Below are 24,633 nucleotides of genomic sequence, written 5' to 3'. Positions count from 1 at the left end.
TCATCTCCAGCGTTTCTCATAAGCGCCAACGGTGGTGCGCTGGCCTTCACTTAAGAGCCGCAGGCGTGAGAGCAGCCTGCCGCGCTCTTCGGCACCGGCGGAAAGCGCCCGGTGCAGGGTGGAAACCACTTCCGCCACATAGGCCTTGCCGCGCTGGCGACCCTCGATCTTCAGCGCGCTGACCCCCGCCTCGCGCAGCGCATCGATCTGGTCCATCACGTCAAGCGATACCGGATCCTCGAAGGCATAGGACTTGTCATCGGCAATCTCGAAACGGCCCTTGCACAGCGTCGGGTAACCCGCCGCCTCCCCCGCCGGAAAGCGGTTGATGGTGTAATCACCGAGTTCCGACACCAGCTCCTGCCCATCCTGCCGGTAATGCACATGGCTTGCCGGCGAGCAGACGCCGTTCATGTTGGGTGATTTGCCTGTGGCATAGGAGGACAGCGAGCACCGCCCTTCTGCCATGACGCAGAGACCGCCGAACACGAAGATTTCGATTTCGCAGCGGATTTGCCGCGCCAGCCGGGCGATGTCGGAAATCGTCAGGGTGCGCGGCAGCACCACCCGTTTCGCGCCGAAGGCATCGACGAGAAAATTGACCGCATCGGCATTGGAGGCGGAGGCCTGTACCGAGACGTGGATGCGCTGCTGCGGATGGTTTTCCGCCACATGCGCCATCAGGCCGAAATCGGCGAGGATAAGCGCGTCAGCCCCCGCCTTCACGGCATCGGCCGCGCCGCGATACCAGATATCCTCATTACCGGCGCGCATGAAGGTGTTGAGCGCCACAAAGGTCTGGACACCGCGTTTCTTCGCGTAAGTGATGGCGTCGGCCAGCTCTTCGCGGGAAAAATTGAGGCCGGGAAAATTGCGGGCGTTGGTTTCATCACGAAAGCCGCAATAGACGGCGTCCGCCCCGGCATCCACGGCCTCACGAAAGGCGGCGGGCGTTCCCGCAGGACAGATCAGTTCCATGCCTGCTCTCCCCGCGTTTCGGACAGAACGTGGCCGCGCAGACGGTTCGCGACACGCGTTACCACGGGCGCGAAAGGCCCGGCAAATGCACCGAGGTCACGCGGCAGATCGATACCGCTGTCATCAAGCGCATTGCGCAGCGCCAGCATCGCCTCCATGTCGCCGGTGACGCTCAGATCACGCGAAAAGAACAGCGCATCGGCATCCTGCCGCCCCTCCATCAGCGCAAGCAGCATGAAAAGCGGTCCCTCGACCGCCGCGTCCGTCTTGGGCAGGCGGCCCTTTCGGCTGACGGTGATGGCAGGACTTGCGGGTTCGACCATGAAGGCGAAGGGGAGATCGACAGGCAGAAAAGCGTAGCGCTTGTTGCGATGTTCGCCGAGCCGGACGAACATATTCGGATGCCGCTTCATGATCTGCGCCAGCATCGCCGCCGTCGCTCGCTGCACCACGGCAATCGGCAGAAAATTCAAGGGGGTGGCGATGGCGGCGGGAAAAGGTCTCATGAAGGGTCCTGTCGGCTCTGTTGCGGGCGGCAACCTAACCGTGGCGCACGGATGGCGGTTTGAGCGAACGCAAAGACAGGGTAATTTTCCGGCGTGAAACCGTGAAAAGCGCTATAGATCACGGACTTGCCAAGCGAAGGAGGTCGCCCATGTCCGATATAAGGGTCAAACGGGTTTACGAACCCGCCAGCGACGATGACGGCACGCGCGTTCTGGTGGACCGGCTCTGGCCGCGCGGCATGCGTAAGGAAGATGCAAAACTGTCGCTATGGCTGAAGGCGATCGCGCCCAGCAACGAATTGCGAAAGAACTTCTCCCATATGCCATCGCGCTTTGCCGAATTCACCCGGCACTATCATGAGGAACTGGCGGCCAACCCCGATGCCGTGGCCCAGATGAAGGAGCTGATGGCGAAAGGCCGGGTCACACTGCTTTATGCCGCCCACGATACCGAACACAACCACGCCCTCGTTCTCGCCGACTATCTTCGTTCGCACTGAACCCGCATTTGCGGCAGCGCAAGGACATGCCCCACTGCCACCGGCAAACAAGCGGCATGAGAGACGAACCGACAGACACAAAGACAGAAGAGAAACCCGCCCGCGCTGCCGATCTGCGCGGTTTCGTCCGGCTGCTGGAAGAGCGTGGGCAGCTGCGGCGAATCCGCCAGCCGGTCTCGCTGGTGCACGAGATCACCGAAATCCACCACCGCGTGCTCGCCGAGGGCGGGCCGGCGCTGCTGTTCGAGCAACCCGTCGACCACGAGGGCAAGGTGCGGGAGATGCCGCTGCTTGCCAATCTGTTCGGCACGCGTCAACGCATCGAATGGGGGCTCGGGCTGGAAACGGGCGGCCTGCCCACGCTTGGCGCGAAGCTGGCAGAATTGCGCGAGCCGCGGCCGCCGAAAACCATGGCAGAGGCCTGGAGCAAGCTGCCTTTGCTCCGGGCAGCACTTTCCATGCGGCCACGCAACGTCTCCCGCGCGCCGGTGCAGGAAAGGGTGCTGACGGGAGATGCAGTCGACCTTGCCCACCTGCCGGTGCAATGGTGCTGGCCGGGCGAACCGGCCCCGCTCATCACCTGGCCGCTGGTCATCACCCGTTCGCCTGATGATCCCGACGATATCAATGTCGGCATCTACCGCATGCAGACGCTTGGGCCGGACAGGGTGATCATGCGCTGGCTGGCTCATCGTGGCGGGGCACATCACCACCGGCTGTGGCAGGCGCGCGGGCTGGATATGCCCATCACCATCGCCATCGGCATTGATCCCGCCACCATTCTCGCCGCCGTCATGCCGCTTCCCGAACATATCAGCGAGCTTGGCTTTTCCGGCCTGCTGCGCGGCATGAAAAGCCGCATCGCCAGAGCCTTGACCGTGCCGATGCCGGTGCCCGCCAATGCCGAGATCGTGCTGGAAGGCACCGTCTCAGTAAAGGAAACGGCGCTGGAAGGCCCTTACGGCGACCATACCGGCTATTATAATTCCGTCGAAGCCTTTCCGGTCATGACGCTATCGGCAATCACCATGCGCCGCAATCCGATCTATCTTTCCACCTATACCGGCCGGCCGCCGGATGAACCCTCGGTTCTCGGCGAAGCCATGCTCGAGATTTTCCTGCCGCTCGTCAAAAGACAATTTGCGGAAATCGTTGATCTGTGGATGCCGCCGGAGGCCTGTTCCTATCGCGTGATGGTCGCTTCGATCGACAAACGATATCCGGGGCAGGCAAAACGGGTGATGATGGGCCTTTGGTCGATGCTGCCGCAGTTCAGCTATGTAAAACTCATCATTCTGGTCGATCCCGATATTGATGTGCGCAACTGGGCGGATGTGGTCTGGGCGCTCTCCACCCGTTTCGACGCCTCGCGCGATACAACGATCATCGACGACACGCCGATTGATTATCTCGACTTCGCCTCGCCGAAAGCCGGGCTCGGCGGCAAGATGGGGCTGGATGCCACCCGCAAGCTGCCGCCGGAGACGGAGCGTGAATGGGGCCGCGTGCTATCAATGACACCTGACGTGATCGCGAAAGTCGATGTGATGTGGCGTGATCTCGGCCTTGGAGAACGGCCATGACCCCGTGTCGTGTGGTGGTGGGCGTCAGTGGCGCATCGGGTGCCGGCATAGCCCTGCGCATCGTTGAACGCCTCGCCGGGATGAAAAGCGTCGAAATCCATCTTGTCCTGTCGCAATCGGCCAGACGCACCGTGCTGCATGAGGAAGGTGCGCAAGCCATGGGGCGGATGTTGTCGCTCGCCAGTGTCAATCACGCCGTCGATGACATCGGCGCGGCAATTGCCAGCGGCTCTTTCCCGACAGCCGGCATGATCGTTGCACCCTGCTCCATGCGCACACTTGCGGCCATTGCAACCGGGTTTTCGGACAATCTTCTCACCCGCGCCGCCGATGTGCATCTGAAGGAGCGCCGGAAGCTGATCCTGATGACACGCGAGACGCCGCTGCATCTCATCCATCTGCGCAACATGTGCGCTGTGACGGAAGCGGGCGCCACCGTCATGCCGCCGGTTCCGGCCTTTTACAACAGACCGCAAAGCATCGCCGATATTGTCGACCAGATGGCCGCTCGCGCCATTGATCAGCTCGGTATCGCTTCCGCGCCGCAGGCTACTATATGGCAGCCACATGTTGTGAAAGCGCCCTGAGCGATCAGAGATAGGCCATAGGGTCCGCGCCGAAGAGCGCAGCATGGCCACCTGCCAGCAGCCACCAGATCGTCAACGCCGTCAGCGCCGCAGCAAGCAGCATCGGCCCGTCCACGGCGAGGCGCGTTTTGCCGGAGAGGATTGCTGCGAAGGGAACCGTTGCGCTGCCGGCAGCCGTCGCGCCCCACGCGTCGCCCAGTCTTTTCCGGGCGCGTTTTTCGGTCATGGCCATTCCACCGAACGAAAACAACGCAAAACCGCCGAACAGGATGACCGAGCGCAGGTCGCCATTCGGCACGACATGGCCAAGCGACCAGAACAGAAAACCGACAAGCACCGGGTGCCGCGTGATGCGCACGATTGCCCCCGGCTCCTGCCCCTGCCGCACGGAAATGGAGAGCGGATTGACGCTGAAGAGGCCTGCCAGCACGAAAAACAGACCAGTCGGAGCAGCGAGAAACGTGACGTGCGCCTGCCAGGGCGCGACATCCCAGAGCGGAATGTAATCGACGGACAGCGCGGCGTAAAAAACCCAGGCCAGCGTCAGAAGCGAGACGACCGAATAAGCGCCGAAATAAGCGGGCCCGCCGATGGCCGCAATCAGCCGGCCGCGCACGGCCGGCACGGCGGGAATGGAATGCAGCGCCACGAAAAGCGAAAGAGCGGCGACAAGTTCAAGCATCCGACTGCCTTCTCATTGGTTCAGGAACAGCACCGACGCAATCGCCACGGAGGCAAGAACGGCGGAAACCGCGCCCATGCGCTGTAATACTCCCATACGGTACAACAGTACCGCAAAGCCAATGATAACAGGGGTTGCGACAATCAGCCCGACCTGTGCGTCGTTCATGGGAAGCTCCATTTTCCAGAGTTGCGCTTTGTCAGGACAATAGGGCTTTGCGCGCTCCCTTCTTTGACCGACCGCAAAGAAGCGGGGTTTGAGGACGCCTAAGCGTGGCTTGCTGTTTTACAATTACGGACAAGGCCATGGCGATCAATACGGAAGAGGAAAGCGGAAATCTGCTCCTGTGGATTCTGGTCTGGAGCGAACTTGCCGCCTTCGGCGCGCTGATCGGGGCGTTCATCATCGCCTTCGCTCTCAATCCCGAGGGATTTGCCGCCGCACGCCAGCATCTGCAGCCGCAGCTTGCCGGTCTCAATACGCTGATATTGCTGGCAAGCGGCTGGCAGGCGGCCGTTGCGGCCAGCCGCTACACCGCGCTGCCGGGCAAAAGGCGGGCGCTTGTCCTTGCCGGCCTGCTGGGCTTCGCTTTCGTTGGTGTGAAGCTCTATGAATATTCCACCGAAATCGCCTTCGCCTCCGATCCCGCCTATGGCGCATTCTTTGAGCTTTATTTCCTGCTCACCGGCTTCCATCTGCTGCATGTCATCTTCGTCGCAATCCTGCTGTTCATCGTGGCCTGCTGGCCGAAAAACGAGAACATCACGCTGGTGACGACGCTGTGGCATGTCATCGATCTGGTCTGGATCGTCATCTTTCCCGTCGTTTATCTGGTTTGACATCATGATCCATCGCACCTCCCGCCAGCTTGCAAGAAGCTTCGCAGCACTCGCCATTCTCGTTCTCGCCGGCACGGCCGTCGTCATATCGTGGAAGGCGGCGTTTCTGCCGCCGGTCGCAGCCGCCTGCCTGATGCTGCTTTTCGCGCTCTTGAAATCCAGACGCGTCATCGACGACTTTCTGGGCTTTCGGAAAGAGCGCGGCCCGCTGCGCGCCGCCCTTCTGGCATGGCCCGCCATCTTCGCCGCCGCCGCGCTTTTGCGGGCGTTTCTCCAGGGCATTTTGTCACTCTGAAAAGCCCGGCGGCACCACCTCTCCCATTGTTTGCCAAAAGGCAAAGAACGCCCGCGGCCAACGGCTAGAAAGGGTTCAGGCCCCACCGCATTCCGCCAGCCAGCTGGCAAATCCCGGCATGAGGGTTCGATCAAGCCAGTCCGCATAAGCGGTCTTCCGGATGGAAAGGACCATTGGCATGGCAGAACGCCTGACCAAAACAGGAGCGCGAAACGTCTTTTACGGCGGCTCCATCTTCTTCTTTGTCATATTCGTCGGGCTGACCGCCCATAGCCATTATTACATGCGCACCACCTCGACGGATGAAAGCACGCTGACGGAAAGCGTCGCACGCGGCAAACACGTGTGGGAGAAAAATTCCTGCATCAACTGTCACACGCTGCTCGGCGAAGGCGCCTATTTCGCGCCTGAACTCGGCAACGTCTGGAAGCGCTATGGCGGCGTGGAAGACAAGCAAGCGGCGCGCGATTCCATCAAGGGCTGGATGGCCGCCCAGCCGACCGGCATCGAGGGCCGACGCCAGATGCCGCAGTTCAATCTCACCGAACAGGAGCTCGATGATCTCGTCGACTTCCTCGAATGGACGAGCCGGATCAAGACGCAGAACTGGCCGCCGAACGAGGCGGGTTGAGGTGGACGGCAAGGAGATGACGAGATGAAATACCAGACACAAAAAGTCGCCATGCTGTATTTTTACGGCGCAATCGGGCTGTTCGTGGCGCAGATCCTGTTCGGCGTCGTCGCCGCCACGATCTACGTACTGCCCAACACGCTTTCAGAGCTTCTGCCCTTCAATATCGTGCGCATGATCCACACCAACGCCCTTGTGGTGTGGCTGCTGATGGGCTTCATGGGCTCGACCTTCTACCTGCTGCCGGAAGAGACGGAAACGGAGCTTTACAGCCCGAAACTCGCCATCGCGCAGTTCTGGATCTTTCTGGTGGCCGCAGCCGTTGCGGTGGTCGGATATATGTTCCGCATCCACGAAGGCCGCGAATTCCTCGAGCAGCCCTTCGCCATCAAGGTCGGCATCGTCCTCGTCGTCCTGATGTTCCTGTTCAACATCACCATGACGGCGCTGAAGGGCCGCAAGACCACTGTTATCAACATCCTGCTCTTCGGTCTCTGGGGTCTGGCTATCTTCTTCCTCTTCGCCTTCTACAACCCCATGAACCTGGCGCTCGACAAGATGTACTGGTGGTACGTCATCCATCTGTGGGTGGAAGGCGTGTGGGAACTGATCATGGCCTCGATCCTCGCCTTCCTGATGATCAAGCTCAACGGCATCGACCGCGAAGTGGTGGAAAAATGGCTCTATGTCATCGTCGGCCTTGCCCTCTTCTCGGGCATTCTCGGCACCGGACACCACTATTACTGGATCGGCGCGCCGGGTTACTGGCAGTGGATCGGCTCGCTCTTCTCGACGCTCGAAGTGGCCCCCTTCTTCACCATGGTCATCTTCACCTTCGTCATGACCTGGAAGGCCGGCCGCAAGCATGAGAACCGCGCGGCACTGCTCTGGTCGATCGGCTGCTCGGTCATGGCCTTCTTCGGTGCCGGCGTCTGGGGCTTCCTGCATACGCTGTCGTCGGTGAATTACTATAGCCACGGCACGCAGCTCACCGCAGCCCACGGACACCTCGCCTTCTTCGGCGCCTATGTGATGCTGAACCTCGCCATGATGGCCTATGCCGTGCCGGAAATGCGAAAGCGCGCGCCTTACAATCAGTGGCTTTCGATGACGAGCTTCTGGGTGATGTGCACGGCCATGTCGGTGATGACCTTCGCGCTGACCTTTGCCGGCGTGGTGCAGATCCAGCTACAGCGCGTCATGGGCGAAAGCTTCATGGATGTGCAGGACCATCTGGCGATCTTCTACTGGATCCGCCTCGGCTCGGGTTTCGCGGTTCTCATTTCGGCGGCCATGTTCATCTGGGCAATCCTGGTCCCGGGCAAAGAAAAACAGGGTGACGTTGCCCGCCTCGTGCAGCCCGCCGAATGAGAAAACGGACCGGCTCTCCTTTTCCCCCGGAGAGCCGGTTCCTTACCATCAAACATGGAGATGACCATGAATACCCTCTTCCGCCCGACACCGCCGCCCCTGCCGGATGCCCCCTTCTACACGCCGCTCGGCAATGAATGCGTGCTGTTCGAAAGCGCCTGGGTGCGGCAATTACCGCTTCTGCTGAAAGGCCCGACAGGCTGCGGCAAAACCCGTTTCGTCAGCCATATGGCGGCGAAACTCGGCCTGCCGCTTTCGACAGTTTCATGCCACGACGACCTTGCCGCCGCCGACCTGACCGGCCGTTACCTGCTGAAAGGCGGTGAAACCGTGTGGATGGACGGCCCGCTGACACGCTCGGTGCGCCAGGGCGGCATATGTTACCTCGACGAGATCGTCGAGGCGCGCAAGGATGTGGCCGTAGTGCTGCATCCGCTTACCGACGACCGCCGCATCCTGCCGCTGGAGCGCACCGGCGAGGTTCTGGAAGCGCCCTCCGGCTTCATGCTCGTCGTGTCCTACAATCCCGGCTACCAGAACCTTCTGAAAAGCCTGAAGCCCAGCACCCGCCAGCGTTTCGTCGCCATCGAATTCGATTTCCTGCCGAAGGAGCAGGAGATTGCCGTCGTTTCGCATGAAAGCGGGCTGGATGCGCGCGATGTCGAGCCGCTCGTCGATCTCGCCCACCGGCTGCGCGGCTTGAAAGGCCACGATCTGGAAGAGGGCGTCTCCACCCGCCTGCTCGTTTATTGCGCCAGCCTCATCGATACCGGCCTTCCCGCCCGCCAGGCCGTGCGCGCGGCGATGATCGAGCCGCTGACCGACGAGCCTGACGTAAAGGCCGCGCTGCATGAAGTCGCGGATGCGATCATCCGATAGGGCGCATTTATATCCATCTCGGAATGCGCGGCGAGGCCCGCGCATTCCGGCTCGATGCCATGAGGATAAACCATGCTGGACTTTCTGGAACTGGAAGAAACCGTCGGCCGCGCCTGGCACAGGCTGATCGGCGAAACCGGCACATGGCTGCGCTTTCCGGATCATGCCGTGAAGCTGGAGGATATGCAGGCCGTGCTGGCCATCTGTTTCCGCGGTTTTGGCGGTGAACATGCGGTGCAGATCGCCCCGGCCCGCGCCCGCACCTCCACGCACCGGCTGAGGCTTCGCCAACGCATGGGCCTTGGCGAAGAAAAATTGGCCCAGCCCGGCCGTGATCATGCCACGCTGATGCTGCCGCCGGTGCTCGATCTGTTTCCCGACCGCCGCCTCAACCGCGATCTTTATCTCTGGCTCGCTGCCGCCATGGCGCTGATGCCGATTCAACCGGTCGTGGCCGCCGACCCGCTGCGCAACGATCTTGTCCGGCTCGACCGCGCCGCAGAACTGGCGGAAGCCGTCATCCATGCCTTCCCCGGAATGAAGACCCGTTATCGCCGGCTTTGCGCTGCCCTGCTCGCGGTGCGCCAGAAGCGGCCGCTGCCGCAGGCCGAGCAGCAGGTGGAACAACGGGTGCTCTCCATGCTGGCGGAAGCGGCGGGGATCGAGGGCCACACACCACCCGCCGGCTTCCCGGCCAAGGCGCCGCCGCGCTACCTGCCCATCCTGCCGGTTCCGCTCTGGCCGGACACGCTGCTGCGCGAAACCTCCGAGGCGCGGCAGGGCGAAGACCAGCCGGCGGCGAGCGCCGCGCCGCAGGGGGCGGAAGCGGCCCGCCATATCGCCGTGCGTGAAAAGGCGGAGAACCGGCAGACCGAGCGAAGCCCCTTCATCCTCAACCGTTTCGAAAAAATCCTTGCCATGGCCGAGATGGTCAATGTCGACCGTCCCGGTGACGACAGCGACGATGCCGACGGCAGTGCGGCCGACGAGTTGGACGACATGACGCTGGGAGAAAGAAAGGGACGGCCTTCCGCCCGCTTCCGCTTCGATCTCGACCTGCCGCCCGAAGCGCTGGATCATACGCCGCTGACGGCGGAACTGACCTATCCCGAATGGGATTATCGCAGTGGCACCTACCTCGCCGACCATTGCCGGGTCATCGCCTCCCCTGCGAAGGGTGCCGAGACGGCGTCGGAACCCGACCCGGACACCAAGAGCCTTATCCGCCGGGTCAGGCGGCAGTTCGAGGTGCTGAGGCCACGTCACGAGATGCTGCGAGCCCAGCTTGACGGCAACGATCTCGATCTTGACGCGGTGGTGCGCGCCAGAAGCGACATCGCCGCCGGCGGACAGGGCAGCGACCGCATTCATATGGCAAGCCGCCCGCAGGCGCATGATCTTGCCGTGACGATCCTCGTCGACGTATCGCTGTCGACCGACGCCTGGTTCGACAATCGCCGAGTGCTGGACGTGGAAAAGGAAGCGCTGCTGGTGCTTGCCCACGGGCTTTCCGCCTGCGGCGACAGTCACTCGATCCTGACCTTCACCTCACGCCGCCGCTCCTGGGTGCGAGTGGAGACAGTGAAGGATTTCGATGAACCGATGGGCCACACTATCGAGCGTCGCATCGCGGCGCTGAAGCCCGGCTTCTACACCCGCATCGGTCCCGCCATCCGCCACGCCAGCGCCAAGCTGCATGAAAGACCGGAGCGCCGCAAGCTGCTTCTGTTGCTGACGGATGGCAAGCCGAATGATGTCGATCATTATGAAGGTCGCTTCGCCATCGAGGACAGCCGCCGCGCCGTTTCCGAGGCAAGGCGCTCGGGCGTCAGCGTCTTCGGGGTGACTGTCGACAGCAAGGCGCAATCCTATATTCCGGCCATGTTCGGCCAGAACGGTTATGCCATCGTCAGCAGGATAGCGAAGCTGCCATCGGCGCTGCCGGCAATCTATCGCAGCCTTGCCGGCTGAAGCGTGTCGCGCAAACAGACCTGACGAATCTCAGGTTTATTTGCGCGGCGACAATGTCTCCCAACCGCACGGCGGATAGGTTTTTCCAGTCCGCCGGCCGGCCGCACCGCCGGACATAGTTTCATCCGCGGCCGTGGAGCCAGCCTATGTCCGAAGCCCAAACTGCAACCAATATCGATGTGCGCATCATTCCGCACCGCGAACGCCATCCGCGCATTTTCGGCGCGCTTAGCGCATTGGCTCAAGGGCAATCGCTGCAGATCACCAGCGATCACGATCCCCGTCCGCTGCTTTACCAGCTTGCCACCAATTTCCCCGGTGAATTCGGCTGGGAATATCTCGAACAGGGTCCGGAAGTCTGGCGTCTCGATATCAGCCGGCTGGAAGAACAGGCCGAAGGCTCCGAGGACGATATGTCCGGTTGCGAATGCTGCTGCGGATCCGAGCATTGACCCCAGCGCCTGCGGCATGGTGAAAAGACCTCTGGCGGACGGCTCGTGCCGCCGCCAGCCGACTAACGAGGTGAAGCAATGACGGAAATGATCAGGGAACTCGATGTCCGGCCGCTTTTGCAGAGCGGCGGCGAGCCCTTTCCGGCAATCATGGAAGCCGTGGCCGGGCTTGCGCCGGGTGAGGCGCTGCGATTATTGGCCACCTTCCGGCCCGTTCCGCTGTTCAAGGTGATGGCCGAGCGCGGTTTTAACCATCAGGTCCGGGAAATCGGCGGCGGCGACTGGGAAGTGCTGTTTACGCCGCAATCCAGTGAAGCCGAGCAGATTTCCGTTTCACCGGCGCTTGCGGGCAACGCAGAGGAGCCGCAGATATGGCCCGACCCGGTCACCTATCTCGATCTCAGCGACGAGGCGACCGAGGGTCAGACGAGCCGTACGCTTGCCGCACTTGACCGTCTTCCCCCGGGTGCCGTGATCTTCGTGCTGATGCCGCAGGAACCGACCTTCCTCTACCCGGAGCTTCTGGCCCGGGGCCATCAATGGGCCGGTAATTTCGACGAGGCGCGCACGGCGTTTCGCATCTTCATCCGCGCCGGGGCCGGTGCACATTAAACCATCGGGTATCCTCGATAGCGAAACGCCCCGGAAATTGCTTCCGGGGCGTTTCGTTTTGGCGGTTTAGCAACGAACCCGACTACGCTTTCAGCGGTTTGCGCTCACGCATCAGTATCGGCCCGTATTCAACGCAGAAGAGACCGAAACCCACGATCCAGAGAAGCGCCGAGCAGGCGTAAAGATGCATCATGGCGCCGGGGAAGAACTCGGCTGTAGGTCTCAGCAGCGCGCAGGTGATCAGCGCCACATAAGCGGCAATAGTGACCCTGCTGGCCGCAAGCTTGCGTCCGGTGTGGCCAAGGCTTGCTCTCGTCATGACCGCAAGCATCATGCAGCCGATGACGCCGACAGTGAAGATGTGCAGGACGGACCGCGTGTCCATGACATCGAGAGCCGCCAGCGCAATGGCGATGAAACCGGCGGGGATGAAGGCATAGGCCACATGCAGCACTACTAGCACCTGCTCAGGCCAGGTTGTCCAGCCGCGCCAGCGGATGAGACGCACGGCGTGCATGAAAGCTGCCAGAAGTGCCGTGGGCACGGCCACCATGCTCTCGGGCTCTACCGTCCAGACGGCCAGCGCCGCGATGCCGGTGAGGATGGCGGCGGTGTCGAAGCCATTATAGGGCACGGGGAAATCCGTGCGGCCGAAACGGTTCAGCCAGTTGCGGGTAAAACTCGGCACGATCCGGCCGCCGACGATAATGACGAGCACGGTGTAGGCCGAAACGGCAAGGCGGGTCGCCATCTGGCTCAGGTCGCCTTCGATCGCCGCCACATGGAAAATGATATTGGCGACGGAAAGCGCCAATAGCCCGCCCAGCACTTTGAGGTCCTTCCACTTGCGCCCGGCAATGACCTCGCGCGCGCAGATCGTGAGAAGTGCCGGCAGGAAAAGTCCGTCAACGGCTGCGGCGGTGACCACGCCCACCGTGTCCGGCACGAGCAGGAAAATCCGGCCCGCGCACCAGAGCGCAAACAGCCAGACCAGCGGTTTGCCCGACACCGGCAGCCGCCCCGTCCAGTTCGGCACAGCCGTCAGTAGAAAGCCGGCCAGCACCGCCGAAGCGAAACCAAACAGCATCTCATGGGCATGCCAGTTCGGCGCACCGTAATCTCCGCCGATGTCGACAAGGCCGGAAAGGGCTGCGATCCACAACACCATCGCCACGATGGCCCAGATGGCGCCGCCGAGGAAAAATGGCCGGAAGCCGTAAGAAAAGATAACCGGGCCGGTGCGTGCCAGCCCCCTTGGAATGCCGCCCTTTGGCCGGCTGCGCCCTTCGGTGAGAACGGTTTGGCTACCACTCATTATAATGCTCCTCGTTTGGTCTTGACATATGTCTAGACGCAAGCCCGTCTCGCTTCTTTGCGAACAGGCAAAGAGGAGGTGTGACGCCTCCGCATGAAGCCGTAACCGCCTGCCAAAATGTCGCAGGTGGCCCGACGCGCAGTTTGCTCCATCTCAAATTGTATTTCCGCCCCTCCGCTACAAATGCTGTGACAGAGCGAAACATGCTCTGCCCTAAGAGGGACAGGAGAAATATGATGACGGAAACCTTCCACATCACACGGCGTAATATTCTCGCAGGCGCAGCATTTGCAGGGGCTGTAGCCCCCATGGTCATACCATCGGCGGCGAGCGCGGCAGAGGAAAAGAAGGCCGCAGCCAAGCCATTGACGAGCGCGGAGATTGCAGCGCTTCCTCGCGTAAAGGTTGATCTCGTCAAGCCGCCCTTCGTGCACGCCCATACGCAGAAAGCCGAAGGCGGACCGAAGATCGTCGAGTTCACCTTGACGATCAAGGAACAGAAAATGGTCCTCGACGACAAGGGCACCGAGGTCCACGCCATGACGTTCAACGGCTCGGTTCCCGGCCCCTTGATGGTGGTGCATCAGGACGACTATGTCGAACTGACCCTCATCAACCCCGATACCAATGAGCTGCAGCACAATATCGATTTCCACTCGGCCACCGGCGCGCTCGGCGGCGGCGGGCTCACCATCGTCAACCCCGGTGAAAAGGCGATCCTGCGGTTCAAGGCCACCAAGGCCGGCGTCTTCGTCTATCACTGCGCACCTCCCGGCATGGTGCCGTGGCACGTTACCTCGGGCATGAATGGCGCGATCATGGTGCTGCCGCGCGAGGGCCTGACGGACGGCCACGGCAAGGAGCTTGTTTATGACAAGGTCTATTATGTCGGCGAACAGGACTTCTACATCCCCCGCGACGAGAACGGCAGTTTCAAGAAATATGAAAGCGCCGGCGACGCCATGGCCGATACGCTGGAAGTCATGCGCAAGCTGACGCCAAGCCACATCGTCTTTAACGGCGCAGTCGGCGCCCTGACGGGGGAACACGCCCTTCAGGCCGCCGTGGGCGAAAAGGTGCTGATCGTGCATTCGCAGGCGAACCGCGATACCCGCCCGCACCTCATCGGCGGCCATGGCGATTATGTCTGGGCGACGGGCAAATTCCGCAACCCGCCGGATCTCGACCAGGAAACCTGGTTCATCCCCGGCGGCACGGCGGGCGCGGCCTTCTATACCTTCGAGCAGCCCGGCATCTATGCCTATGTCAACCACAACCTCATTGAAGCCTTCGAGCTGGGCGCGGCGGCCCACTTCAAGGTGACGGGTGAGTGGAACAATAGCCTGATGCAAGCGGTGCTCGCTCCGTCGAGCATCTAACGCGCCCGGAAGCGCGCCGCCGCCAACAGAGTGCGGCGCGCTTCCTTTCTGCTCTCTACGGCCTGAAGGCAGGCCCGAACTTTGGCGTTCCCAAAACGCAGGCAGGTTCCCATGGGCATTCCCGGCAACAGCCATTTTCCAAATGCCGTCTCGCTCCTTTTGCCGCTCTCGCTTGCCACGCTGCTGGCAACGGCGATCGGTTTCCAGTCGGGGATCATCCGCAGCGGCACTGATCCGCGCGCAGCCATGGCGCCGCCGCAGGTCGTTACCGTGCCTGCTGGCAGTTTCACCTACCGGGCGGAAGGCGAATATTTCCGCAATGGTTATGCCGTCGATGGGCCGATGGTCGACGTAACGATGCGGCAAAATCTGACGATCATGAAATATCAGGTGTCGAGCGCGGATTATGCGCGCTGCGTCGCCGAAGGCGGCTGCCAGCAGCCGGAACCCGGCTTTGCCGCTGCGGTCGGCGGCGAGATACCGGCAACCGGCATCAGCCAGGATGATGCCCATGCCTATGCCGCATGGCTGAGCGAGCGGACGGGCACCACCTGGCGCCTGCCGAGTGATACTGAACTGGCCTTTGCCGCCGGCTCGCTTTTTCCGGACGAGACGCTTGGCGTAGCTGCCGATAGTGAAAACCCGGCCTTGCGCTGGCTGGCGGATTATGAGCGGCAGACCAGCCGCAAGGCCTCGGGCAATCCCGTTCCGCAATCCTATGGCAGCTTCGGCGAAAACGAATATGGCCTTGCCGATTTCGGCGGCAATGTCTGGGAATGGACCTCGAGCTGCAGCCGGCGTGTGACGCTTGGCAAGGATGGCGAAATGCTGGATACCGTCGCCTCCTGCGGTATTCCCGTCGCTTCGGGAAAACACCGTGCGGCGATGAGCGCCTTCGTCAAAAACCCGAAAAGCGGCGGCTGCGCGGTCGGCGTGCCGCCTGATAATCTCGGTTTCCGGCTCGTGAAGGATACGCGCTGGTATGCACCGCTTCTCGAAAAGCTTCGCGCAGCCGCTCTCATTTCTTGATAATCGTCAATTAAAACAATTAGTTGATTTATATCATTTGATCTTCTTCCACCGGTGATAGTGCTGTATTGTGAAGATACAGAAAAGGCCGATACCCGATTGCCCATTGCGGGAACCGTGGCGGCGGCCGACCACCGGAGAGGGTGCAAGTGAAGATTGACCGAAGCGTCATCCGGTCGCTGGCCTTGTTTGCCAAGATGGCCGACGATGAGCTGGACGGACTGCTGACCCACGCCACATCCCGGCTAGTGCCGGCGGGCGAAGCCATTTTCGAGCAGGGCCGGCCGGCCACGCATTTCTTCCTGCTCATCCACGGCCGCCTGAAGGTAACGCAGGTGACCCATGACGGTCAGCAGATCATCGTGCGCGTGGTGCATCCCGGCGATCTCTTCGGTTTCGCAAGGGCGCTGCAGCGGGCCGATTATCCCGGTACCGCAACGACGGCTGCCGAAAGCGTGATCCTGTCCTGGCAAACCGATCTCTGGCCGCAATTCGTCGAGCAGAACCCGCATCTTGCCGTCTCAGCCATGCAGACAATCGGCCAGCGTCTCGAGGAAGCCCATACGCGCATCCGCGAAATGTCGACGCAGGAAGTGGAGCGCCGGGTGGCCCATGCCGTGCTGCGCCTTTCGCAGCAGGCGGGCCGCAAGGAGCTGGACGGCATCCGCATCGACTTCCCGATTTCGCGTCAGGATATCGCCGAAATGACCGGCACGACGCTGCACACCGTTTCGCGCATTCTCAGCAGCTGGGAGACCAAGGGGCTGGTGCAGGGCGGGCGGCAGAAGCTTCTGGTCTGCAATCTGCCGGGCCTTGCCCAGCTGGCGGAAGGCGAAGCCAGCCAGGTGTAGAGTGGAGGCGCCTGCCTCCATGTGCTTGGCCTTCGCCAAGGGCGGGCCTCGACCGGGTAGCCCCCGGCTCTCACTCAACCGGCTTTGAGGCCGCGCTTTCAATATAGGCGATGAGATTGTCCAGATCTTCCGGCTTGCTGATGCCGGCCAGCGCCATCTTGTTTCCGGGTATTTTCTTTTTTGGCGCGCTCAGGAAATCCCGCAATTCCTCCGGCGTCCAGACGAGACCGTCCTCGCCCGCTTTTTTCATCGCACTCGAATAAGTATAGTCAGGCACGCCGCCCGCCGCACGGCCAATGATGCCGTTAAGCTGTGGGCCGACCCTGTTTTTCGCGCCCCCGCCTATGGCGTGACAGGCGGAACAGCGCTTGAAGACCGCCTCCCCCTTGGCAACATCGCCCTCCGAAAGAGCGGGAACGGTGCTTGCGGTCAGCATAGCCGCCGCGATGATGAGTGTCTTGCGCATCATGTCATCCTTGTCTTGCCGTATGAATGCGGCCCGCCCGCAAATGCGGACGGGCCAACAGCTCTCTCTTCAGGTCGTGCCCCAGGCAGGCGTGCCCCTCTTGTAGGAAATGCGGTCTTCGAAACCACCGGGAATCTCGTCGTAGACGAGAACTTCCGTGGCCCCGATCTTCGAGGTGAAGAAGCCGAGCAGCGTCAGTTGCTTGACCAGCGTGAAGGCGTGCGGTTTCGCCGGTGTCTGTTCAGCCTTGGCCTGCTTGTCCAGCGCCGAAAGCAGCGCCTGTCGCTCTCCCGCCGTCAGCTCCAGAAAGGCCTTCTTGTGTTCGGTCTGGCTGCGCTTCTCGATGTCCGAAATTGCCGAAAGGAAGAGCGCCCGCTGCTCGTCGGTGTAGCAATCGGCTGCATAGACGGCCATGAATGCACCCACTTCGGCATCCTTCGCACCGGGCGTGGAAGTGCGGGGAATGATGGTCTCCGCCACTTCGTCCAGAAAGCGGATTTCCTCCGGTGTAAAGACATGGCCAGCGCCGGCAGGCTTGGCAGCATTTTCCGCGGCCGTCAGGACATCCGCGCCGATCAGCGGAAGGCCGGTGGCAATGGCTATCAGTTTCAGCAGTTCGCGTCTGTTCATCATAGGTTCCCCTTCTTGCGTTCGGAAACGGCAAATTCGGCGGCACGCGCCGTCAGCGCCATGTAGGTCAAAGACGGGTTGACGCAGGAAGCCGAGGTCATGCAGGCACCATCAGTCACGAAGACGTTCTGTGCATCCCAGACCTGGTTGTTGCCGTTGAGGACGGAGGTTTTCGGGTCGCGCCCCATGCGGGCCGTTCCCATTTCGTGAATGCCCATGCCGGGTGCATAGCTGCCCCTGGAGGGTTTGACGTTCTTGATGCCGACCGCCTCGAACATCTCGACGGCGTCATTGACCATGTCTTCGCGCATGTCGAGTTCGTTCTGCTTCATCTCGACATTCATGGAGAGGACCGGAAGGCCCCATTTGTCCTTCTTCTCATGATCGAGCTTCACGCGGTTCTCATGGTAGGGCAGCATTTCGCCGAAAGCGGTCATGCCGATGGTCCAGCCGCCCGGCTCGGTCAGCGCTTCCTTGTAATCGGCTCCGATATTGAGCTCGGCGATTTCCCGTTCCCAGCGCGAACGGCTGGCCGAGCCCTGATACCCGAAACCACGCAGATATTTGCGCTTGTCGTCGCCGGTATTGCGGAAACGCGGAATGTAGAAACCCGCGGGACGGCGGCCCTTGAAGTAGAAGTCCTCGAAACCTTCCACCTGGCCTGTCGCGCCCATGCGGAAATGGTGGTCCATCACGTTGTGGCCGAGTTCGCCTGAGCTGCTGCCAAGCCCGCCTTCCCAGACATCGGTGGCCGAATTCATCAGCACCCAGGTCGAGTTCAGCGTCGAGGCGTTCAGGAAAATGATGTCGGCGGTGTATTCATAGGTCAGGTTGGTTTCTGCATCGATGATCTCGACGCCGCGCGCCTTCTTCCTGTCCTTGTCGTAGAGGATTTCCTTGACGATGGAGAAAGGCCGCAAAGTGAGATTGCCGGTGGCGACCGCCGCAGGCAGGGTGGATGCCTGCGTGCTGAAATAGCCGCCGAAGGGACAGCCCAGCCGGCACTTGTTGCGGAACTGACAGCGCGTGCGCTCCTGATCGGGAAGTTCCTGGGTAATGTTGGCGCAGCGCGAATTGATGAGGTGGCGCGTGCCCTTGAACGCCTTCTTCAGCCGGCTGGCCACATCCTGCTCCACGAAATTGAGCGGAATGGGCGGCAGGAATTCGCCGTCAGGGAGAATGTCCAGCCCCTCGCGGCTGCCGGAAATGCCGGCGAAGCGCTCGACATAATCATACCAGGGGGAGACGTCTTCATAACGGATCGGCCAGTCGACGGCGATGCCTTCTTTCGCATTGGCCTCGAAATCGGTCTGCGACCAGCGATAGGTCTGACGGCCCCAGAGCAGCGAGCGGCCGCCGACATGATAACCGCGGAACCAGTCGAACCGCTTTTCCTCGACATAGGGCGTTTCCTGCTCATCGGCCCACATGCCGAGCGTTGCCTCTTCCAGCAGATAATCGCGGCTGAGAACGGGATATTTCGCCTTCATTTCCTGCGTGGCGCGGTTGCGATGGGGGTAATCCCAAGCTTCCTTGTCGGCATTCTGATAGTCGGTGATGTGCTCGATGTTGCGGCCGCGCTCCAGCATCAGGACCTTCAGGCCCTTTTGCGTGAGTTCCTTTGCGGCCCAGCCTCCACTGATGCCCGAGCCGACAACAATCGCATCATAATGATTGTTTGCCATGATAACTCCTCCGATGTGAGCTTGGAAAAAACGACAGGACAAAACGCTTCCCGTCGCGACGCGGCGGAAACTGGTTATGTGTCTGTCGAACCTCATGCGCCCCGGCGAACCGGCCGCCGGGGAGCGGTTCTGGTTTTACTGGCAGTGTTTACTGAATGGTCGGCAGGCGTTCGCTCAGGAACGCATTGCCCTTGGTCACGACGGCTTCGGCATCGAGCGGAAGGTCGTGCTCAAGGATGAACCATTTTGCGCCGGCCTGTTTTGCCGCCGGCAGGATCGTCTTCCAGTCGAGAGTGCCGGTGCCGAGTGTGGCGAAGCCGCGCTCGTTTTCCGCCGTTCCCGCAGGCGCATTGTCCTTGGCATGGATGGCAAAAACCTTGCCCTTCAATGTGCCGAGGAACTCTGCCGGATCATTGCCGCTGCGCGCCACCCAGGCGACGTCGACTTCGGCCTGCAGTTTCGGGCCTGCCGCATCGAGCAGCAGTTCAAGCGCCGTCTTGCCGTCGAACTTGACCATTTCAAAGTCGTGATTGTGGTAGGCCATGGAGAGGCCTGCCGCAGACAGTTTGTCCGCATATCCGCCGAGCTCCTTGCCCAAGGCGGTCCAGCCTGCGGCGTCCTTCGGACGGTCTTCCGGCTTCAGGAAAGGCACGGTCACGACCGGATTGCCGACGGCCTTCTGCTCCGTGATGACCTCGTCGAGATTGCCGCGCAGCTTGTCGATCGGCACGTGCGAAGAAATGACCTTGATCTTGTGCTTTTCGAGAAGCGTGTTCAGTTCGCTGGCGCTGACCTTCTGCATGTCCACCGTTTCCACGGCGGAAACGCCTGCGCGGTTGAGGATGGCAAGCTGCTCTTCCAGCGTTCCGGAATTGCGCAGGGTATACATCTGCGCGGCGATCGGCAGCGTCTTGCTGTCATCGGCAAAAACCGGATTTGCGAAACCGGCCGCCAGTCCGACGACGAATGCCATGCCTGCAAGTTTTGACTTGAACGTTTTCAAACGCGTAACTCCCTTTCCGTTTGATCAATGTGACGACACGCCCACCCTTCCCTGTCTCCTTGACCGGGCAGGTGCCGGGCACAGCCTCCGGTGCCCTGCGTCGTCTCCTCCGATAGGCTGCGACCTAGATGTCGATTTTGACCCAGGTCGAGGTCTGGCTGGAGCGAACGGCGGCATCGATGAATGCGAGACCCGCAAGGCCGTCCTCCATGCCGGGGTAAATCACCTCCCCGGCGGCTGTTTTTCCCTCCCTTTTGGCGATGATTGCATCTGCGGCTTCGCGGTAGATCGTCGCAAAACCCTCGAGATATCCTTCCGGGTGCCCTGACGGCACGCGGCTGACGCGGTTGGCGGCAGCTCCCGCGCCCGCACCGTTGCGGGTGATCAGCCGCTTCGGCTCCCCATAAGGCGTGAACCACAGCTCATCCGGCACCCGGTGGTGCCATTCAAGCCCGCCTTTATTGCCATAGACCCGGAGCGACAGGGCGTTTTCATTACCGACCGCGATCTGGCTTGCCCAGAGCATGCCCTTGGCGCCGCTTTCATAACGCAAGAGAATATTGGCGCTGTCATCCAGCTGCCGGCCCGGCACGAAGGAGGTCAGATCCGCATAAAGGCTGCTGGGGATTTCGCCCGTGACGAAGGCGGCAGCGTTGAAAGCGTGCGTGCCGATATCGCCGATTGCCCCGCCCGCGCCGGAGCGGCTGGGGTCCGTGCGCCATTCCGCGCCCTTCGCCCCGGTCTTTTCAACCGCTTCGGTCAGCCAGTCCTGCGCATATTCGGCCTGGACGTGACGCAGCTTGCCGATATCGCCACTGGCAATCATCTCCCGCATCTGCCGCAGCATGGCATAGCCGGTGTAATTATGCGTCAGAATGAACAGCCTGTCGGATGCCCCGACGATTTTGGCCAGTTCCTTCGCCTCCTCCAGTGTCGCGGTCACCGGCTTGTCGCAGATGACGTGGATCCCGGCCTCGAGAAAGGCCTTGGACGGGGCGAAATGAAGGTGGTTGGGGGTCACGATGGCGACCGCCTCGATTCCGTCTTCACGACCGGCCTCAACCGCCGCCATCTCCTCGAACGAGGCATAGGAGCGCTCCGGCGCGATGCCGAGCAGCGTTGCCGAAGCGGCAGCACGCGTCGCATCGGAGGAAAGTGCGCCGGCCACGAGTTCGTAACGGTCATCCAGCCGGGCGGCGATGCGGTGCACTGCGCCGATGAAAGCGCCCTGACCGCCGCCGACCATTCCGAGACGGATGCGGCGGCCATCGAATTTTTTTGTAACGGAGGACATGGCTATCCCTTTCAAAGTCCGAGAAGGCGGCGATTGGCGGCATCATCGACGCCGCTTTTGGCGAAATCGTCGAAAGCCCGCTCGGTCACGCGGATGATGTGGTTTTCAATGAAGGCTACGCCCTCACGCGCGCCGTCTTCCGGGTGCTTCAGCGCGCATTCCCATTCCAGCACCGCCCAGCCGTCGAAGTCATATTGGGTGAGCTTGGAAAAGACTGCGCCGAAATCCACGTGCCCGTCGCCCAGCGAACGGAAACGCCCCGGCCGGTCGACCCAGCTCTGATAACCGCCATAGACGCCCGAGCGGCCCGTCGGATTGAACTCGGCATCCTTGACGTGAAAGGCGCGGATACGCTCGTGATAGATGTCGATGAAATCGAGATAATCCATTGCCTGCAGCACGAAATGCGAGGGATCGTAGAGGATGTTGGCGCGTGCATGATTGCCGGTGGCGTCAAGAAAACGCTCGAAGGTGACGCCGTCGTGCAGATCCTCACCCGGATGCAGTTCATAGCAGAGATCGACACCATTCTCCTCGAAAGCATCGAGAATGGGTGTCCAGCGCTTGCCGAGTTCAGCAAAGGCCATTTCGACAAGACCAGCCGGACGCTGCGGCCACGGATAAACGAACGGCCATGCGAGCGCACCGGAGAAAGTCGCATGGCTTTTGAGGCCAAGATGCTGCGACGCCTTCGCCGCACACTTCAGCTGGTTGACCGCCCATTCCCGCCGCGCCTGCGGTTTGCCGCGCAGTTCGGCCGGTGCAAAACCGTCGAACATTTCATCATAGGCCGGGTGAACGGCCACAAGCTGACCCTGAATATGGGTCGAAAGCTCCGTGATTTCGACGCCAATCTCGGCCAGACGGCCCTTGATATCGTCGCAATAGCCCTTGGAGGCGGCGGCTTTCTCGAGATCGAAGAGCTTGGGATCGGTCGGCACCTGAATGCCCTTGTAACCGAGGGAAGCCGCCCATTGGCCGAGATTGTCGAGCGTGTCGAAGGGAGCTTTATCCCCGACAAATTGCGCGAGGAAAATCGCCGGGCCTCTGATCGTCTTCATGTCCTTACACTCCTTGCATTCACAATTCCGACTGGCCGCTACCGGTGCGGCGGGTGGCAGGGCGCGACCGAGCCGCGCACCACCAGTTCCGTATCCAGCACGATGGTTTCGGCCGTGCGTTTGCCGTTCAGCCGGTCCACCATCAGCGCCATGGCCTTACGGCCCATCTCCTGCCGGGGCTGGCGCACCGTCGTCAGCGGCGGTTCGAAGGCATTGGCGAAGATGATGTCGTCGAAGCCGATGACGGAGACATCGGACGGAACCGACAGGTCCCTGCCCCGCAACTCGCTGATCGCGCCGATCGCCATCTGGTCGCTCGATGCAAAGATCGCGGTGAAGGCAATGCCATTTTCAAGAAGACCTGCAATAGCCTGACGGCCGGCCTCGATGCTGTAATCGCCCGTCACAACAAGTTCGTCGGCATAAGCAATATCGGCCTCGGCAAGTGCATCACGGTAACCGTCGAAACGTTCCTGCGCCAGACTTTCCGGCACGGGACCGGCCAGATGCACTATCCTTTTGTGTCCGGCCTCTATGAGGTGGCGCATGGCGTTGATGGAGGCGGCGCGGTTATCGACCTTGACGGTCGGCAGCGCGAGGCCGGGCACCGTTTCCGACGCGATGACGATGGGCGGCAGCGCATCGCCCTGATCGAGAAGCTCGGACGGGAACTGGCCAGTCATCAGGATCAGGCCGTCGGCATGTTTCTGCCGCACCATGTCGATATGGGTCGCCACACGGTGCTCGTCGTTGCGGGCGTCACCCATCAGCACCTTGAAACCCGCTTCGCCGGCCGCTTCCTCAACGCCCTTGTAGATTTCGAGATAAAACGGGTTACCGATATCGCGAACGAGAAGGATGACGGTGTTGTTGGATTGACGCCGGAAGCTCGCCGCCTGCGCATTGGGAACGAAGTTCGCCTGCCGGACGGCGTCGAAAACCTTCTTCCGGGTTTCCGGGCGAACCTTGTCGGGTTGCTGCAGCGCCCGCGATACGGTCGCGATCGAAACGCCCGCGAGAGCTGCAACTTCCCTGATATTCGAACCTTGGTCTTTGCTCATCTGTCACACACGCAACTGCTTTTGGCGGCCATAAAGCAGCATCAGCGCTAGCAACGTGACACCGAATATGATCTGCCGTGCCCATACATCGAGGTTGAGCGTTATCAGTACGCTTTGCAGAATGGTGAGCGCAACTGCCCCGGCCATGGTTCCGACATATCCGCCCGCACCGCCCGCAAGCGAGGTGCCTCCGATGACAACAGCGATGATCGACGGAAGCACATATTGGTCACCGACGGAGATGAAGGACGTGCCTGTGTAACCGATGACGCAGACCCCGGTCAGCCCGGCAAACAGGCCGGAAAGGCCATAAAGTAGCGTGCGGATCAGGGAGACGGGCAATCCGGTGAGCGTCGCCGCTCTCTCATTCGAGCCGATGGCATAGATGGCGAAACCGAAGGCCGTGCGGCGCAGCACGAACAGCATGATCGCGGCGATGCCCAGCCAGACGAAGAGCACGCCGGGAATGCCGAAGACGAGCGGGCGGTTGATGAAGCCCGCCAGCAGCGGTGCCGCCGCACCTGATGGAACGCCCTGCGAATAAACCACCAGACCGCCCTGAATGACCGCCGTCATGCCGAGCGTCATCACCAGCGGCGGAATACGCACGAAGGTGATGCCGAGGCCGTTGATGAGGCCGATCAGGAAAGGAATGCCGCCCGCAACGAGAATGGCAAGCGGAATGCCGGCATTCTGGCCGTTCATCATGTTGCCGGCAAGGACCGCGCCGAGCGAGATCATCGCACCAACGGAAAGATCGATGCCTTCGCGTCCGCCGAGGATGACGAGGTTCTGCCCCGCCGCGACGATGCCGAGAATGGCGGCGATCGTCAGCAACCGCACGATCTGCGAGCCCTGTGCAAAACCGGGCGAGAGCAATTCCCCGACCAGCAAAAGGAAGGCGGACGCGCCAATGGCAATGGTCAGAGGATCGGTGAGAAGGGTTTTGAGTTGCAAGCCGGGATTGGTCATA

The 24,633-nt window shown here is 61.5% G+C and carries 27 protein-coding genes; 14 read left to right on the top strand and 13 right to left on the bottom strand.

The window, feature by feature from the left end; all coding sequences use genetic code 11:
- Both ubiU and ubiT read right to left on the bottom strand, forming a co-directional pair.
- Window positions 1-978 carry a ubiquinone anaerobic biosynthesis protein UbiU gene (ubiU, locus tag QRN60_RS13520; protein ID WP_003504676.1) on the bottom strand — a complete coding sequence of 326 codons (978 nt, stop codon included), beginning with the start codon at window positions 976-978 and terminating at the stop codon, window positions 1-3.
- Window positions 969-1,484, bottom strand: coding sequence for a ubiquinone anaerobic biosynthesis accessory factor UbiT (gene ubiT, locus QRN60_RS13515; RefSeq protein ID WP_020809032.1), 516 nt, complete (start codon window positions 1,482-1,484; stop codon window positions 969-971). The genes ubiU and ubiT overlap by 10 nt, the downstream gene beginning before the upstream one ends.
- 149 nt (window positions 1,485-1,633) lie before the next feature.
- On the opposite strand from ubiT, the gene QRN60_RS13510 reads away from it, so the two are divergent.
- The 3 genes from QRN60_RS13510 to QRN60_RS13500 are packed head-to-tail and all read left to right on the top strand — an operon-like array spanning window position 1,634 to window position 4,154.
- A complete protein-coding gene (locus tag QRN60_RS13510) occupies window positions 1,634-1,984 on the top strand; it encodes a DUF488 domain-containing protein (RefSeq protein WP_111791762.1) in 351 nt (116 codons plus the stop codon).
- 56 nt (window positions 1,985-2,040) lie between these two features.
- The gene (locus tag QRN60_RS13505; RefSeq protein ID WP_162729855.1) at window positions 2,041-3,567 is read left to right on the top strand and encodes a UbiD family decarboxylase; all 1,527 of its coding nucleotides are present in this window, start codon (window positions 2,041-2,043) and stop codon (window positions 3,565-3,567) included.
- Window positions 3,564-4,154 (top strand): UbiX family flavin prenyltransferase, encoded by a 591-nt coding sequence (locus tag QRN60_RS13500; protein ID WP_031233462.1) that lies wholly within the window; start codon window positions 3,564-3,566, stop codon window positions 4,152-4,154. Before QRN60_RS13505 ends, QRN60_RS13500 begins: the two co-directional genes overlap by 4 nt.
- Window positions 4,155-4,158: 4 nt before the next feature.
- On the opposite strand, the gene QRN60_RS13495 is transcribed toward QRN60_RS13500, so the two are convergent.
- Together QRN60_RS13495 and QRN60_RS13490 are read right to left on the bottom strand one after the other, a co-directional pair.
- Window positions 4,159-4,836 carry an NnrU family protein gene (locus tag QRN60_RS13495; protein ID WP_020809036.1) on the bottom strand — a complete coding sequence of 226 codons (678 nt, stop codon included), beginning with the start codon at window positions 4,834-4,836 and terminating at the stop codon, window positions 4,159-4,161.
- Between the two features lie 12 nt (window positions 4,837-4,848).
- Complete coding sequence (locus QRN60_RS13490; protein WP_003504656.1) at window positions 4,849-5,004, bottom strand: hypothetical protein; 156 nt, start codon at window positions 5,002-5,004, stop codon at window positions 4,849-4,851.
- Between the two features lie 137 nt (window positions 5,005-5,141).
- Here QRN60_RS13490 and QRN60_RS13485 point away from each other — a divergent pair, with 137 nt between their 5' ends.
- From QRN60_RS13485 to QRN60_RS13450, 8 genes are all read left to right on the top strand, one after another.
- Entirely contained in the window at window positions 5,142-5,675 is a 534-nt protein-coding gene (locus QRN60_RS13485; RefSeq protein ID WP_020809037.1) for a cytochrome c oxidase subunit 3, read from the top strand.
- Between the two features lie 4 nt (window positions 5,676-5,679).
- Window positions 5,680-5,970: a hypothetical protein gene (locus QRN60_RS13480; protein WP_020809038.1), complete on the top strand. Its 291-nt coding sequence runs from the start codon at window positions 5,680-5,682 to the stop codon at window positions 5,968-5,970.
- Window positions 5,971-6,148: 178 nt separating this feature from the next.
- A complete protein-coding gene (locus QRN60_RS13475) occupies window positions 6,149-6,601 on the top strand; it encodes a c-type cytochrome (protein ID WP_003504650.1) in 453 nt (150 codons plus the stop codon).
- Between the two features lie 24 nt (window positions 6,602-6,625).
- Window positions 6,626-7,972, top strand: a complete 1,347-nt coding sequence (locus QRN60_RS13470; RefSeq protein ID WP_003504648.1) for a nitric-oxide reductase large subunit — start codon at window positions 6,626-6,628, stop codon at window positions 7,970-7,972.
- A gap of 66 nt (window positions 7,973-8,038) precedes the next feature.
- The gene (locus QRN60_RS13465; protein WP_031233464.1) at window positions 8,039-8,851 is read left to right on the top strand and encodes a CbbQ/NirQ/NorQ/GpvN family protein; all 813 of its coding nucleotides are present in this window, start codon (window positions 8,039-8,041) and stop codon (window positions 8,849-8,851) included.
- A gap of 72 nt (window positions 8,852-8,923) precedes the next feature.
- Window positions 8,924-10,822 (top strand): nitric oxide reductase activation protein NorD, encoded by a 1,899-nt coding sequence (locus tag QRN60_RS13460; protein WP_020809040.1) that lies wholly within the window; start codon window positions 8,924-8,926, stop codon window positions 10,820-10,822.
- Between the two features lie 146 nt (window positions 10,823-10,968).
- Window positions 10,969-11,274 carry a DUF2249 domain-containing protein gene (locus QRN60_RS13455; protein WP_020809041.1) on the top strand — a complete coding sequence of 102 codons (306 nt, stop codon included), beginning with the start codon at window positions 10,969-10,971 and terminating at the stop codon, window positions 11,272-11,274.
- Between the two features lie 78 nt (window positions 11,275-11,352).
- Window positions 11,353-11,886, top strand: coding sequence for a DUF2249 domain-containing protein (locus QRN60_RS13450; protein ID WP_020809042.1), 534 nt, complete (start codon window positions 11,353-11,355; stop codon window positions 11,884-11,886).
- 82 nt (window positions 11,887-11,968) lie between these two features.
- Here QRN60_RS13450 and QRN60_RS13445 read toward each other — a convergent pair whose 3' ends face one another.
- Entirely contained in the window at window positions 11,969-13,201 is a 1,233-nt protein-coding gene (locus QRN60_RS13445; protein ID WP_020809043.1) for an NnrS family protein, read from the bottom strand.
- 236 nt (window positions 13,202-13,437) lie between these two features.
- On the opposite strand from QRN60_RS13445, the gene nirK reads away from it, so the two are divergent.
- The 3 genes from nirK (at window position 13,438) to QRN60_RS13430 (ending at window position 16,460) form a co-directional block, all read left to right on the top strand.
- Window positions 13,438-14,580: a copper-containing nitrite reductase gene (gene nirK / locus QRN60_RS13440; protein ID WP_020809044.1), complete on the top strand. Its 1,143-nt coding sequence runs from the start codon at window positions 13,438-13,440 to the stop codon at window positions 14,578-14,580.
- A 111-nt stretch (window positions 14,581-14,691) separates the two neighbouring features.
- On the top strand, window positions 14,692-15,609 hold the full coding sequence (locus tag QRN60_RS13435) for an SUMF1/EgtB/PvdO family nonheme iron enzyme (RefSeq protein ID WP_003504636.1): 918 nt from the start codon (window positions 14,692-14,694) through the stop codon (window positions 15,607-15,609).
- 149 nt (window positions 15,610-15,758) lie between these two features.
- Window positions 15,759-16,460 carry a Crp/Fnr family transcriptional regulator gene (locus tag QRN60_RS13430; RefSeq protein WP_020809046.1) on the top strand — a complete coding sequence of 234 codons (702 nt, stop codon included), beginning with the start codon at window positions 15,759-15,761 and terminating at the stop codon, window positions 16,458-16,460.
- A 70-nt stretch (window positions 16,461-16,530) separates the two neighbouring features.
- Here the strand turns inward: QRN60_RS13430 and QRN60_RS13425 are convergent, their stop codons facing one another.
- The 8 genes from QRN60_RS13425 to QRN60_RS13390 all read right to left on the bottom strand — a co-directional run bounded on the left by QRN60_RS13425 (window position 16,531) and on the right by QRN60_RS13390 (window position 24,632).
- Window positions 16,531-16,926: a c-type cytochrome gene (locus tag QRN60_RS13425; RefSeq protein WP_031233466.1), complete on the bottom strand. Its 396-nt coding sequence runs from the start codon at window positions 16,924-16,926 to the stop codon at window positions 16,531-16,533.
- 69 nt (window positions 16,927-16,995) lie between these two features.
- Window positions 16,996-17,556, bottom strand: a complete 561-nt coding sequence (locus QRN60_RS13420) for a gluconate 2-dehydrogenase subunit 3 family protein (protein WP_031233468.1) — start codon at window positions 17,554-17,556, stop codon at window positions 16,996-16,998.
- Complete coding sequence (locus QRN60_RS13415) at window positions 17,556-19,241, bottom strand: GMC oxidoreductase (RefSeq protein ID WP_060726721.1); 1,686 nt, start codon at window positions 19,239-19,241, stop codon at window positions 17,556-17,558. The genes QRN60_RS13420 and QRN60_RS13415 overlap by 1 nt, the downstream gene beginning before the upstream one ends.
- Window positions 19,242-19,389: 148 nt before the next feature.
- Window positions 19,390-20,244 carry a sugar phosphate isomerase/epimerase family protein gene (locus tag QRN60_RS13410; protein WP_060726720.1) on the bottom strand — a complete coding sequence of 285 codons (855 nt, stop codon included), beginning with the start codon at window positions 20,242-20,244 and terminating at the stop codon, window positions 19,390-19,392.
- A gap of 124 nt (window positions 20,245-20,368) precedes the next feature.
- A complete protein-coding gene (locus QRN60_RS13405; protein ID WP_060726719.1) occupies window positions 20,369-21,538 on the bottom strand; it encodes a Gfo/Idh/MocA family protein in 1,170 nt (389 codons plus the stop codon).
- Window positions 21,539-21,549: 11 nt separating this feature from the next.
- Window positions 21,550-22,599, bottom strand: a complete 1,050-nt coding sequence (locus tag QRN60_RS13400) for a sugar phosphate isomerase/epimerase family protein (RefSeq protein WP_060726718.1) — start codon at window positions 22,597-22,599, stop codon at window positions 21,550-21,552.
- Window positions 22,600-22,637: 38 nt separating this feature from the next.
- Window positions 22,638-23,660 (bottom strand): LacI family DNA-binding transcriptional regulator, encoded by a 1,023-nt coding sequence (locus QRN60_RS13395; protein ID WP_060726717.1) that lies wholly within the window; start codon window positions 23,658-23,660, stop codon window positions 22,638-22,640.
- A 3-nt stretch (window positions 23,661-23,663) separates the two neighbouring features.
- Window positions 23,664-24,632 carry an ABC transporter permease gene (locus tag QRN60_RS13390; RefSeq protein WP_003504616.1) on the bottom strand — a complete coding sequence of 323 codons (969 nt, stop codon included), beginning with the start codon at window positions 24,630-24,632 and terminating at the stop codon, window positions 23,664-23,666.
- Window position 24,633 lies beyond the last annotated feature (1 nt).

This window comes from Agrobacterium sp. CFBP2214, assembly GCF_030209895.1.
Lineage (GTDB): Bacteria > Pseudomonadota > Alphaproteobacteria > Rhizobiales > Rhizobiaceae > Agrobacterium > Agrobacterium radiobacter.
Note: the sequence above shows the minus strand (reverse complement) of the source record. Positions and strands in the feature narration are given on the sequence as shown.

What these genes read in the sequence shown, in the direction of transcription:
- QRN60_RS13445 (WP_020809043.1), bottom strand. Translation starts at nt 13,201, where the DNA reads ATGAGTGGTAGCCAAACCGTTCTCACCGAAGGGCGCAGCCGGCCAAAG.
- QRN60_RS13490 (WP_003504656.1), bottom strand. Translation starts at nt 5,004, where the DNA reads ATGAACGACGCACAGGTCGGGCTGATTGTCGCAACCCCTGTTATCATT.
- QRN60_RS13405 (WP_060726719.1), bottom strand. Translation starts at nt 21,538, where the DNA reads ATGTCCTCCGTTACAAAAAAATTCGATGGCCGCCGCATCCGTCTCGGA.
- QRN60_RS13510 (WP_111791762.1), top strand. Translation starts at nt 1,634, where the DNA reads ATGTCCGATATAAGGGTCAAACGGGTTTACGAACCCGCCAGCGACGAT.
- QRN60_RS13480 (WP_020809038.1), top strand. Translation starts at nt 5,680, where the DNA reads ATGATCCATCGCACCTCCCGCCAGCTTGCAAGAAGCTTCGCAGCACTC.
- QRN60_RS13505 (WP_162729855.1), top strand. Translation starts at nt 2,041, where the DNA reads ATGAGAGACGAACCGACAGACACAAAGACAGAAGAGAAACCCGCCCGC.
- QRN60_RS13390 (WP_003504616.1), bottom strand. Translation starts at nt 24,632, where the DNA reads ATGACCAATCCCGGCTTGCAACTCAAAACCCTTCTCACCGATCCTCTG.
- QRN60_RS13465 (WP_031233464.1), top strand. Translation starts at nt 8,039, where the DNA reads ATGAATACCCTCTTCCGCCCGACACCGCCGCCCCTGCCGGATGCCCCC.
- QRN60_RS13475 (WP_003504650.1), top strand. Translation starts at nt 6,149, where the DNA reads ATGGCAGAACGCCTGACCAAAACAGGAGCGCGAAACGTCTTTTACGGC.
- QRN60_RS13400 (WP_060726718.1), bottom strand. Translation starts at nt 22,599, where the DNA reads ATGAAGACGATCAGAGGCCCGGCGATTTTCCTCGCGCAATTTGTCGGG.
- nirK (WP_020809044.1), top strand. Translation starts at nt 13,438, where the DNA reads ATGACGGAAACCTTCCACATCACACGGCGTAATATTCTCGCAGGCGCA.
- QRN60_RS13420 (WP_031233468.1), bottom strand. Translation starts at nt 17,556, where the DNA reads ATGAACAGACGCGAACTGCTGAAACTGATAGCCATTGCCACCGGCCTT.
- ubiU (WP_003504676.1), bottom strand. Translation starts at nt 978, where the DNA reads ATGGAACTGATCTGTCCTGCGGGAACGCCCGCCGCCTTTCGTGAGGCC.
- QRN60_RS13460 (WP_020809040.1), top strand. Translation starts at nt 8,924, where the DNA reads ATGCTGGACTTTCTGGAACTGGAAGAAACCGTCGGCCGCGCCTGGCAC.
- QRN60_RS13485 (WP_020809037.1), top strand. Translation starts at nt 5,142, where the DNA reads ATGGCGATCAATACGGAAGAGGAAAGCGGAAATCTGCTCCTGTGGATT.
- QRN60_RS13415 (WP_060726721.1), bottom strand. Translation starts at nt 19,241, where the DNA reads ATGGCAAACAATCATTATGATGCGATTGTTGTCGGCTCGGGCATCAGT.
- QRN60_RS13455 (WP_020809041.1), top strand. Translation starts at nt 10,969, where the DNA reads ATGTCCGAAGCCCAAACTGCAACCAATATCGATGTGCGCATCATTCCG.
- QRN60_RS13495 (WP_020809036.1), bottom strand. Translation starts at nt 4,836, where the DNA reads ATGCTTGAACTTGTCGCCGCTCTTTCGCTTTTCGTGGCGCTGCATTCC.
- QRN60_RS13425 (WP_031233466.1), bottom strand. Translation starts at nt 16,926, where the DNA reads ATGCGCAAGACACTCATCATCGCGGCGGCTATGCTGACCGCAAGCACC.
- QRN60_RS13395 (WP_060726717.1), bottom strand. Translation starts at nt 23,660, where the DNA reads ATGAGCAAAGACCAAGGTTCGAATATCAGGGAAGTTGCAGCTCTCGCG.
- ubiT (WP_020809032.1), bottom strand. Translation starts at nt 1,484, where the DNA reads ATGAGACCTTTTCCCGCCGCCATCGCCACCCCCTTGAATTTTCTGCCG.
- QRN60_RS13470 (WP_003504648.1), top strand. Translation starts at nt 6,626, where the DNA reads ATGAAATACCAGACACAAAAAGTCGCCATGCTGTATTTTTACGGCGCA.
- QRN60_RS13500 (WP_031233462.1), top strand. Translation starts at nt 3,564, where the DNA reads ATGACCCCGTGTCGTGTGGTGGTGGGCGTCAGTGGCGCATCGGGTGCC.
- QRN60_RS13450 (WP_020809042.1), top strand. Translation starts at nt 11,353, where the DNA reads ATGACGGAAATGATCAGGGAACTCGATGTCCGGCCGCTTTTGCAGAGC.
- QRN60_RS13435 (WP_003504636.1), top strand. Translation starts at nt 14,692, where the DNA reads ATGGGCATTCCCGGCAACAGCCATTTTCCAAATGCCGTCTCGCTCCTT.